Here is an 11,075-nt window from a genome sequence, read left to right on the forward strand (position 1 = left end):
GAATCGTGAATACGCACGATGGCACAATGCAGGGTAGCATTGCGATGATTGGGACATCTGTCCCGGATATTCACAGGGCTGTTTAGCGCAGCTCAGGCAAACAGGTCCTTTCCAGCCTGAGTCATCCGCGTGGATGTCCCGCTCTCATGGACCGGCTCCAGCCAGCCATGATCGATCGCGTATTTGAGACCGGCACTGTATTCAGCCGCGGAGGCCTTGTCCTCGAACAGGAATGGGTTGTTCAACTTCTCAATATACATCCGGCCGTCCCGCACTGCCTCGACGGCGTTGGCTAGCTCCGGGTGCGCGCCTGATTTCCGCTCAAACCGGAAGCGAAGCTACAGAAGCTTCACCGTCACCTTCGCCTTCCCATGGTGATGCGTCGGCCCGTAGAACCAGTCATAGAACCAGGGCAGCGCGATCACGGCGTCGTTCACGTAGAGGAGAAGTTCGCCGCTGCGTTCAGTCTTGATGGTGTCGCGATAGGCTTGCGGATTGGTATTTGCCACAGGCACGGGATCGAGGAAGTACTCATCCACGCCTTTGTCGCCCACTCGGGCGATGAGCCTGTACCACGGGCGAAACAGGATGCGGCGCAGGAAGATGCTTGCATAGCCGCCCCAGCGTTTTGAGGCTTCGATCGTTGATGTCCTGTAGCCGACCGGCGTGGTCGGCCGCCCGTCCGATTCCCAAGGCTCGATCATCGTGACGGTGATCTCATAACGGAAGCCCGCCCGAACGGAGAGGCCGGTGGGAGAACAGATGGAAGCCGTGTCGAATTCCCTCGCTGTCGTCAGTTGATCGACCGGCGTGGTCGTCTTGCTCGGCGCGCAGAATGCGCCCATGGAATCCGCGGCATTGAACACGAAGTGGCTCAGGACCGTCGCGCCGTACCAAACCATGAGGAAGGCCAGCAGGAACGGTACGACGTGGCGCCGTCCCAGGTTCAGGATGAACTGATAGATCAGATGGGTCCGGAACGTGTAGATCGCGTCGTGAAGAGCACCTGACAGAGGAACAGGCGTGGGACGGCTCTGCCAGATGATCCGCATGCCGTCGCGGATGCGCGCGCTGAGCGAATTGCCGATGCCGATAAAGATGGCGATCGCCACGATGCCGCCCGCGAACCATTCGGGGTTCGCGGCGTACCAGTCCGTCCACCAATGAAAGGCGCGCGGCAGGAAGTCCTCTATCCGACGGACGACTTCCGACACCATCCGGATGCTGCTGTCGAACTCATGGGTCGGCTCGAGGCGATGGAAGAGCCAGAATGCAGCCAGATGCAGTGTCGCGGCGAGGGTCGCGAAGTAGGCGATGCGGCGCATCCAGACGAAGTTCCAGAGCTTTTCCTGCGCCGCGTATCGCGCCGCCGTGCCGGGCGGTGTTTCAAACGTGCCCTGACTGACCGGCGTCAGCCTGCCGTTACGGGAAACCACCAGGTAGTCCGGCGGCAGGCCGATCGGGGCGTATGCGTTGCAACCGCTGTCGATCCGTTCGAACACGGTCTCGTGGATCTTGGGGAGCGGCACGCTCACACCGACGTACGGATCGTTGCAGAGCTCGGCGACCTTACGCGGACCGTAACGATAATAGGACCCGAGACCGGCGCGGGAGTCGTAGAGCCGCCCGTCCTTGTCCTGGGACGAATTGATCCACCTGATCGAGTCGGGGTCCGCGAAAGGCGCCTGCTTGAAGATGAGGCCGCGTTTCACTGCCTCGTCGACCAGCCACGCCAGTGGCACGAACGCCACCGCGTCATCGGGATAACCGCCGCCGACATTGGCATGCATGCCGACGAACCAGACCTGGACCAGGCGCTCGTCATCGATCGTGGTCGGGGTGGGCGGTCTGTGCTCGCCTTGCTCGGTCCAGAGGACGGGGTGGAACGTGGTCCGCTCGTCATCCAGCGCGAGCGCGTGTCGCGCACAGTTGACGCGCGGGCTGAGGACACGATCGGGGAGCTCAAGGGGCCACACCCAGTTGCTGATCCCTCGCGTCATTTCATCGATGGGCAGTCCGTAAGCCGCGACCGTGTCCCAGACGCCGATGAACTCCAGAGTCGGGACCGGCTGCTTGATGATTGCCGCATAAGACTTGTTGCCCTGGAGGCGATCAAGGATTGGCACGAGGATGTAATCGCGAATCCCCCTGAACAGTTTCTCAATCCGCCAGATCGAGTGATAGCCGTTGGCGCGGTAGGCTCGGTAGGCCTTCACCGCGCCATCGTGCAGTTCGGACTCCGTGTCGGCCACCACCAGTCCCTGCTCGAGGATGAGCGCCGCCAGGACGCGGACCGTGAAGGCGCCACGGCTGAAGCCGAACAGGTAGATCCTGGAGTGGTTCGTGTGGTCGTAGTTGCGGCAGATGAACTTGTAGGCGTCGAGGATGTTGCGCTTGAGACCGAAGCCGAAAGCGCCGCCCAACACAGCAAGAGGGACGAACGACGACGTGCCGACGCCGTCATCGTATTTGGCGGCCTGGGTGTTGCCTTCCAGGTCGAGCGCCTGGAACATCCGCCAGACGTTCGTCCGCCAGACGCTGGAGGCGGCGTTGCCGGTGCCGTCGGACAGAATAATGATCTTGGGACTGGCCATCGCAATAGCCTCAATGAAAAGAACCGCATGAAAGTGAGCAGCCTAACAGGCTGAAGAACGATATCAACCTGTGATAGTGCCTTACCTGAGATTCGTGCGCTTGAGACCAGCGCCTACCGCTGGTCTTCGACCGGCTTCGGCTGGCGGATCACGAGGCGGCCGTTGAGCGGCATCGCGGTCAGGAGGATGTTGAAGCCCTTGCCGTCCTTGTGTTCCCACGCGGCGCCAATCTTGGTCCAGAAGGCGTTGTCGCCTTCACCGTCCACCACGGAGACCCCGTGAGGGCATTGGTTTTCCGCTTGCATTTCATGTTTGTCGCCTCCCGTTGGTTTTCCGGCCACGCCCTTCGCGGCCGGTCGGGAGCTTTCAGAGGCCGGCAGAAACGAGCGGGCGCGCAACGGTGGGTCCGGGCGAGAGCCCCCCGGGGAGATGGCTGGATGCCTTGCGCGTTCGCGCTGCGGGACTTACTCACGACAAGAGCGACCGTGAGGACGTGGGCGGCAACGGGAGAGGCATGAAGTGGCGATAACCGCTTCGTCGCGGTGTTGGTTGGTGGCGGCTTTGTCCCGGATACGGGCAATAGGCTACACGCGGCTTCGAAGCTGCTTGCAAGAGGCGTCCGAGTGGATTCCTCGGATGCATAACGAATCAATGCGTCGATCCGGGCTCGGCGATAGATCGTCGCCCCGATCTGCTCCGGATCCAGGGCCGGCTTCACGCCGGCGGCCTCGAGCTCCTTCTTCACGAACTCGCGCTCGAACCGCTTGACCTCCTCAGCGGTGACGATGACGGGTGGGGCACCGGTTGATCGGGTTGATCACGGTTTCGGTCCTGAGGTGCCCGCCGGCGATCAGCTTGCGGATGACCCGGTCGGTGGTCTGAGCCTTGACCTTGTGATGGCCGAAGCCGGCGCGGCGAGCGCCCGCCATGTAGCAGCGCACGACGCCTTCGCCCAGGCGAGGCTGGTAGGGCTGATCGACGACGCTGCCGTCAGCGCCATACCCGCGTGACTAGGCCGCGAGGAGCCAACTTGGGCTTTGCTCCTCTGTGCGCCGGCGACCTCGCATGATCCGCGCAATTGTCAGAGTAATCGCAAGGTACAGAAAAGTTTGCACGGTGCCCATAATGAAAAACATAGGATTGGCAAAGTCGGGATAGTTACGAATTGACCAAAGTATTGCCGCGGGCTGAAAGACAGACAGGAACGTGAAGACCATCAGAGTACCCCATTGCCAGGCTTTGATGGCCTTCGAGCGCGAACCTCGCAGAATGAAGCCTGCCTCCAACCAGAATAGTGTCGCAGTTCCAAAAAGTATGCCGCACATCTGAGCCTGATTCAGGATGTCTTGCATATCGATGGGATTGAAGAACAATTTGCCAACCGATTGTCCGAGCATAACGTTGCTTGCCAGTTGCAACTGGGCCGTTTGGCCGTACGGATGGAACGCGTCGCCCGCAACGTTGCCCGCCGCTACAAGAGAAATTTGAATAACGGTGGTCAGGAACCATTTCCAATGGGGGCGGCCGGCAATCTTCTGGGTCAGACCTGACCTCAGCAGGGTCGCAACGATAATCATGTAGCTCGTCGAAAAAGCGAAAAGCACAACCAGATAGATGATCGATGCAATCGGCTGCTCGAACAATAAGACCGACAGCGCCGCGCGCATGCCATCGCCCTGCTTTATCAGATCTCTATAGACAGGACTTAAAATCGCCAGGACGTCGGCGACGTTTGAGATCAGGTAGTTAGCCAGGCAGAAGACATATCCGAGAAACAGAAAGCGCAGAAAGCTCGGGTCAAGCACCTCCTGAGGGCGCAGCGTCGCGTTCATGCGTCGTGACACCAATGGATGAGCGCTGAACATCTCGTATAAGCGATCCCGTAATGAAGGTGCTGGCGGCGGTTTCCTTCCGCTGAGGGCTTCCATCAAGGCGTCCTCACCCACCCATCGCGCAGCTCGCGCGTCCGCCAGGATTTCGCGGGTACGAAGAAGCGACCGATATTCCAGAAACAACAGGAGAGTCCAAAAAGCAAAGACTGGGATGGTTATGACGAGCGCGCCGGTCGCCTGATCACTCCAGTAACGAGCCCACCTCAGGCCGTGCATGCTAAGGAACAGCTTGGGCGTCGCCCCCGGTACGCCCATTGGCGACGTGAAAAGGTCGTATTGCATCAACACGACTCGGGCGGGGTGGATCAAGAGCCAAAGGATGACGATCCCCATCAACACAAGATTGGCTTGAAGCAAGGAGCGTGAAATAAAGGCGTACTTGACGTCCCCATTCTTGAAGTGCGCAAGCTCGTGAGCAATCCGCGCCATAAAGTTGGACGGCCGTCGCAGACATAATAGCAGCACGCCCTGTCCCATCAGGATAGTTCGCGATCCGCGAAAGCCAAATGCGACCGCGTCAGTATTGTGAATGTCTCTGTCGTGAAGTAGGAGATCGATCTTTACGTCGGCTCGGTTGGACAAATCCTGGATGGCATCGCGAGCTCGACTGTGCATGCCGAGTTCTTGGTAAGCTCCGAAGACAATTCGTTGTCTGCGCGAGTGGTAGATGAAGAGAACGGTCGTAAGAACGCTCAGAATAGCGAGGCCGTAAACGCCATTACCTACGGAATACAGACCGGGCTGAAATTGAGCGACAAAAGGGGTCGTGAAGTAATCTAGGCCCGGCAAGAACTGGCCAGTCCAAAAAGCGATCATCATTGACGTTATGAGCAGGATAAGGAAGTAGACGTTCGTTCCACTTGGCAGATTATTTGGGTTGACCCTGCACGGCATAGCGGCCGGCTACGGTTGAAGACCATCACGCAATGTATTTGTCAGACGTGAGAGTGCAGCCTCGTCCAAATTAAGTGAGGCGGCATCGTTCCGGAGTTTAGCAACGAGTTCGTCGACTTTATCCGACGAAATTGTAACGGGTCGGGGCTTCTTGAAGCGGCGCACAAACCACTCGCCCAAATGCTTCTCCAGTGCCAGCCGAGCTTGTTCACTCAGATCTTTGATGAGTAGCCCAGAAGCGTCCTTCGCATTTTCCCAGAGGAAGGTAAGAAGCGGCTTGCACAGGACCAAGAGTGCAGCCGAGATTGATCCCAGATCCTCGCCGGTTGGTACCCCGAAGCCCAAAGCATGATCGCGCTTCTTTCCCGATGACTTCGGTGCGGCGGCAATAGCCTCAAAAAACTCCATCTCCTCGGGCGCTACCGCCTCGACAAGTGCTTGACCTAGCTGAAGCTCCAGAGCCGAATAATCCGCGCTCGAATATGCCATTATGTAATCCGCCAAGACCGAAGCCGAAAAAACGATGAGGTCGATTATGCACGAAAGGAGGACGACCGGAAGTTGAAACTACGAAAAAAGCCCGGGGCTGCCGCTGGCGATGTGCACCAAGGCGAGCGACGCCTTGGTTCGGGGATGTGGTCCTCCTCTTGACCCGGCAGGGCGACCATCATGTCGGACCGAAACGTGGTTCGCCACACTATACATGCACTAGAACTTCGTGGCCAGCACAAGCCGGTCGATGTTAGAGAGCACGGCGTCGAGCATGGCCTCGCGATGCGTGTGCGCCTCTCAATGTCGAGCCCTTTGGCCTAGATCATCAGTGCGCGTGAGCCGACCAAAAGATAGCCTGGGTCCGGGGCGTGCGCCGATGCAGGAGTGCCGGTGGTGCGTGGCGTGACGGGCGTTGATGTCGAACACCGGTCTCTGCGTTGGCGCGACGTGATTGGCTCTCCAAAGCGGCGATTACGTACGAGTTGCCAAAACACTTGTTTTCTCGTCTAGGATACAACGGCTGATTCGCGGATTTCGCACTCCGGCCAAGCATTCTCAATCCCAGTGAGCACGATCGCCGGGCGAGGCGCGTCCTCCGGCATCACCTCAAAACCTTCCGGTCACGACAGGGGGCCCAGCATGAACGGGGAGCAACAGTCGCACGACGCGCAGAAGACGCTCACCGATTTGAGGGACCATCTGGCGCGGCACGACAAGCCGATAGCATTCTTTTTTGGTGCGGGCACCTCGTGCTCGGTCAGGGTGCCGACCGGCGACGGCGCACCAGCGCAGCCGCTGATACCCGCGGTGCCCGGCCTCACGGCTGCATGCAAGAAGGATGGTGCCGACCTGGGCGAAAAATACGCAAAGGCGTGGGCCTTGATGGAGGCCCAGTGCGTCGAAGCCAAGCAGGACCCGCACGTTGAGAACATTCTTTCGCGCTTGAGGATGATGCTCAACGCGATCGGTAAGGACGATACGCTGTCCGGCCTGAAGACGGATGAGCTGGAGAAGCTCGAGGAATCAGTGCGAAAAACGATCGCGAGGCTCGTCACGCCCGATCTAAAGGGGCTTCCCACAGACTTTCCGCATCGGAAATTGGCGCGGTGGCTTGCGAAGACGTCTCGGAAAGCCTGTGTCGAGATTTTTACCGTGAATTACGACGTTCTCATCGAGCACGGCCTCGAGTCCGAGCGTGTTCCCGTCTTCGACGGTTTCGTCGGAAGTTATCAGCCCTTCTTTCTCGCAGACAGCTTGCGCCGAGCCGAAACGGCACCAGGACCACATTGGACCCGCCTGTGGAAGATGCACGGCTCGGTCACGTGGCGACGCATCGAGCAGGATGGGCGCATGCGCGTCGTCCGCGGCGATCCCGACCTCGCTGGCGAAATGATCCTGCCGTCATCCCAGAAATACGACGAATCGCGGCAGCAGCCGTATGCGGCTTTCGTGGACAGATTGACCCGCTTTCTCGAACAAGACGATGCGCTGCTGATCGTGGCTGGATTCAGCTTTGGCGACGAACACATCAACAACCTGATTTTCGGAGCCTTGGAAAATAGACCACGCACCCACGTCTATGCCTTGCAGTTCGAGGAGCTTTCGGAGGACAGCGTCCTGATCAAGCGCGCCTATCAGCGCTCGAACTTGATCGTGGTCGGTCCGAAAACCGGCGTGATCGGGGGACGCCGCGCGAACTGGTATCCCTCCGACACCCCCGCATTCATGGATGGCGTATTCGAACTCCAGGAGACTCCAACCGCCGCCGGAGTTCCGGAAACGTCCAAGACAGGGCTGATGAAAATAGGCGACTTCGCTCGCTTCTGTAACTTCCTCGATTCAATGGCGGGTTGACGACCTATGCCGCTCGGCGACCCCACGTACATCGGTCAGATCGCGTCCGTAACGGGCGCGATCATCCGTGTGCGCCTGCGCGAGGACATGCCGTCGACTCTCGTCATGATCGGCGGCGAGTCGTATCGCGTCGGGCAAATTGGCGGGTTTTTCAGGGTGCCCCTGGGGTACACAAACCTTTACGCCGTATGTACGCAGATCGGTGCCGATGCCGCCCCGCCAGGCAGTGCGGAGAAAGCGTTCGGTGCCGCGCTCGAAGATGACATGCAGCTTCATCTCTCCGGTTATCGCTGGATGACGATCGTGCTGTTCGGCGAGGCCCTCGGCGGCGAATTTGAACGTGGCGTGGGTCAATACCCGACTGTCGGAGATGAAGTGCACTTGGTGACCAACGATGACCTGAAGGTCATTTATGGCTGGGCTAAGGGCAAGAAAGGCACGATTTCGGTTGGGCGCATCGCTGCGGTGTCGGGAATATCGGCCGACATCAGCGTTGCCGGCCTTGTAAGCCGCCATAGCGCCATCGTCGGCTCAACCGGCGCCGGAAAATCCAATCTCGTCACCGTTCTCCTGGAGACTGTTTCTGACGGAAGTCTGCCGAATGCGCGCGCGATCGTCATCGATCCGCACGGCGAATATGCCACCGCGCTGGGCGATCGTGCGCGAGTGTTTCGCATTCGGCCGAATGAGGCGGCCGGTGAAAAGGCTCTTTGGGTGCCGTTCTGGGCACTTCCATTTGTCGAACTTCAGCAACTCACACTAGGCGGCCTTCAGCCCAACCACGAGGCCACGATTCGCGACGAGGTGCTGGATATGAAGGTGGCCGCGGCCGCGCATCTCGCGGTGCCGCCGCCGCCCGAAACACTGACGGCGGACACCCCGGTGCCGTTCAGCATCAAGAAGCTGTGGTACGAACTCGACAAGTTCGAAAGGATGACGTTCCCCGTCAGCGCGAACCAGACCGACGCCAACGTTCATCCTCCGGAGCAAGTCGGAGACGCGATGCTGCTCCGGTCGGACCGGTATCCGGCAGCCAGTCCATATAATCAGGCGCCTTACAAGAATCAGAAAAAACGCAACCTTGAGCGGCAGCTCGACCTCATGCGAAGTCGCCTCAAGGACGCCCGTTTTTCGTTCCTTTTCTCGCCCGGCGGAGGCTACGAGCCCGACTTGAATGGAGAGGTCGCGAACGACCTCAACACACTTGTCAGGGACTGGGTCGGACACGACAAGCCGATAACGATATTCGACGTCTCGGGACTGCCGTCGGAGGTTCTTCCAACCATCGTCGGCACAATGCTCCGGATCGTCTACGACATGCTGTTTTGGGCGCAGGACCTCCCTATCGGCGGGCGGCTGCAGCCGCTTCTTGTGGTGCTCGATGAGGCGCATCGCTTCGTTCCGGAAGGCGTTGACACGCCCGCCCATCGCACTTTGTCGATGATCGCAAAAGAAGGCCGGAAATACGGGACTGGCCTCATGCTGGTCACGCAGCGCCCATCCGAGATTGACAGCGCAATTCTAAGTCAGTGTGGCTCCATGATTGCGCTGCGGCTTACCAATTCGGCGGACCGCGCCAAGGTCTCAGCAGCGGTGCCTGACGACCTGGGCGGACTGGTGGACCAGTTGCCTTCGCTGCGGACGGGCGAGGGGGTCTTCCTGGGCGAGGTGATGCCGATCCCGTCGCGCGTCAGAGTGCGCAAGGCCAAGCAGAAACCCGTCGGCGACGATCCAAAGCTCCCCGACGTATGGCAAGTACCGGATCGTCCAAACGGCGACCTGTATACGCAGGCGCTCGCGAATTGGCGTGCTCAGTCAACATCTGTTGAAGTTGAGAATGACCAGGACGAAGATGGGGAGGGGCAGGCAAATGCCTGAAATGATTTTTATCGACTCCACTAACATCGAAGCATTCGGTTACGACGTTGAGACACAGGAACTTCACGTGCGGTTTCTAAAGTCCGGTGAGACGTACGTATATTACGCTGTCGAAGAGTGGAGATATCAAGAGTTGCAACACGCAGACTCAAAGGGCCAATACTTGAATGCCAATATTAAGCCCAATTATCAGTGCGCAAAACTTTGACGCTACGCGGACCGCCCCTTCGACCGAACTTTGGAGCGGCGGATTGGAGCGACGGGGTGACGTGACCCGGGCCGGAGGAGGTGCCCGCTGGCGACGATGGATGCCGACCCAAGAGCGGCAGCCCTTGGCCGGGGGCCAACCTCGGTTGCTGACCACCATCTGCCGACGCCGGCATCAGGTTTCGCTGGCGTCTGCTTAAGGTACGGTCGCTCAGAGAAGAGGAACCTTGATGGCGGATCTTGCCCGCCTACCGGCGGTCTGGCCGCCGGTGGAGCCGTCGCTCCCGCACCGTAAGTCAGTGCCGGTACCGCCGATCTCGCGAGTTGGAGAAAGGTCGCCAGACTGGGTTGAGCCCAGTGCGGGAATGGTCCGACGCGCGACCGTCCATCGACGATCAGGCGAGAGGACATTAAACCGCTCAGTGCCAAAGTCGGGTCCAGCCAGTGCCAAAATCCAGCGTGGAGCACAACGAGAAACGACAAGTCTGCGACGAGCGGGCCGTGCTTGGTTCGCATAAAGTCAATTACGCGAAGATCCGCTGCGGAAAATTGACCCCAATTTCGATGATTGTCGCGATGGGAGATGGCGCACCAATAAGCCGGGCCTGATCCAAGGAATTCCAGCATGGTTTCCGCGTAGCCTTCGATCATCAAGTGACCGCCTCTAGTCGGGCGGTCCGCGGGACGGGCCCAGAGCGACAAGTCGGAGAATTGCATCGTCTTCGCACGGAATAGGACCGTTTATGCTAACATTAAGGCATCGCCTCGATGTGCAAAGCGGAAAGCGCGCCTTACTGCGCTGAATGGACGGTTTTTCTATGAAAGAAGTCGAAGTCCGTATGACCGCAGAAGCGCGCAACGCAGTGCTTGAAAGCGGTGACTGGCTGACCGCGGCGCAGATCGCCCAGATTTCGGGTTTCAGCGCTACGAACCCAAGTGACCAGCCGACAAAATGGAAGGAAGACGGGCGGATCTTCGCCGTGCCCCATCGAGGTGTGGACTACTTCCCCGGCTACGCTTTGGACCCTTCAACCAACCATCGGCCAGTCGAGGCCCTCGCGGCAGTGCTCGCCGCATTTCGCGGACGAAAGGACGACTGGGGCCTCGCCTACTGGTTCGCGTCGATCAACAGTTACCTTGGCAGCAAGCGTCCGCAGGACCGGTTGATTAACGAGCCCGCGCGCGTGGTCGCTGCGGCGGAAGATGACGTCGCCGGCGTGCTGCACGGCTAATCCGCGCTCACTGACTGTGAAACGACGCCGGA

9 protein-coding genes are annotated in these 11,075 nt (G+C 59.4%); 3 read left to right on the top strand and 6 right to left on the bottom strand.

Annotated elements, in window-relative coordinates:
- Nucleotides 1-92: 92 nt before the first annotated feature.
- The 6 genes from IVA75_RS07175 to IVA75_RS07200 all read right to left on the bottom strand — a co-directional run bounded on the left by IVA75_RS07175 (nt 93) and on the right by IVA75_RS07200 (nt 5,869).
- On the bottom strand, nt 93-260 hold the full coding sequence (locus IVA75_RS07175) for a hypothetical protein (RefSeq protein WP_247282236.1): 168 nt from the start codon (nt 258-260) through the stop codon (nt 93-95).
- 78 nt (nt 261-338) lie between these two features.
- Entirely contained in the window at nt 339-2,594 is a 2,256-nt protein-coding gene (locus IVA75_RS07180) for a DUF2235 domain-containing protein (RefSeq protein ID WP_247282237.1), read from the bottom strand.
- 113 nt (nt 2,595-2,707) lie between these two features.
- Nucleotides 2,708-2,863, bottom strand: coding sequence for a hypothetical protein (locus IVA75_RS07185; protein ID WP_346658407.1), 156 nt, complete (start codon nt 2,861-2,863; stop codon nt 2,708-2,710).
- A 504-nt stretch (nt 2,864-3,367) separates the two neighbouring features.
- A complete protein-coding gene (locus IVA75_RS07190) occupies nt 3,368-3,535 on the bottom strand; it encodes a hypothetical protein (protein ID WP_247282238.1) in 168 nt (55 codons plus the stop codon).
- A 69-nt stretch (nt 3,536-3,604) separates the two neighbouring features.
- Nucleotides 3,605-5,305, bottom strand: coding sequence for a M48 family metalloprotease (locus IVA75_RS07195; protein WP_247282239.1), 1,701 nt, complete (start codon nt 5,303-5,305; stop codon nt 3,605-3,607).
- A gap of 84 nt (nt 5,306-5,389) precedes the next feature.
- The gene (locus IVA75_RS07200; RefSeq protein ID WP_247282240.1) at nt 5,390-5,869 is read right to left on the bottom strand and encodes a hypothetical protein; all 480 of its coding nucleotides are present in this window, start codon (nt 5,867-5,869) and stop codon (nt 5,390-5,392) included.
- A 642-nt stretch (nt 5,870-6,511) separates the two neighbouring features.
- Between IVA75_RS07200 and IVA75_RS07205 the strand changes: the two genes are divergently transcribed.
- The 3 genes from IVA75_RS07205 to IVA75_RS07215 all read left to right on the top strand — a co-directional run bounded on the left by IVA75_RS07205 (nt 6,512) and on the right by IVA75_RS07215 (nt 11,043).
- Nucleotides 6,512-7,726: an SIR2 family protein gene (locus IVA75_RS07205; protein WP_247282241.1), complete on the top strand. Its 1,215-nt coding sequence runs from the start codon at nt 6,512-6,514 to the stop codon at nt 7,724-7,726.
- A 6-nt stretch (nt 7,727-7,732) separates the two neighbouring features.
- Nucleotides 7,733-9,604 (top strand): ATP-binding protein, encoded by a 1,872-nt coding sequence (locus IVA75_RS07210; RefSeq protein ID WP_247282242.1) that lies wholly within the window; start codon nt 7,733-7,735, stop codon nt 9,602-9,604.
- Nucleotides 9,605-10,629: 1,025 nt separating this feature from the next.
- Entirely contained in the window at nt 10,630-11,043 is a 414-nt protein-coding gene (locus tag IVA75_RS07215) for a hypothetical protein (RefSeq protein WP_247282243.1), read from the top strand.
- Nucleotides 11,044-11,075 lie beyond the last annotated feature (32 nt).

The sequence above is a fragment of the Bradyrhizobium sp. 134 genome (assembly GCF_023074155.1).
Lineage (GTDB): Bacteria > Pseudomonadota > Alphaproteobacteria > Rhizobiales > Xanthobacteraceae > Bradyrhizobium.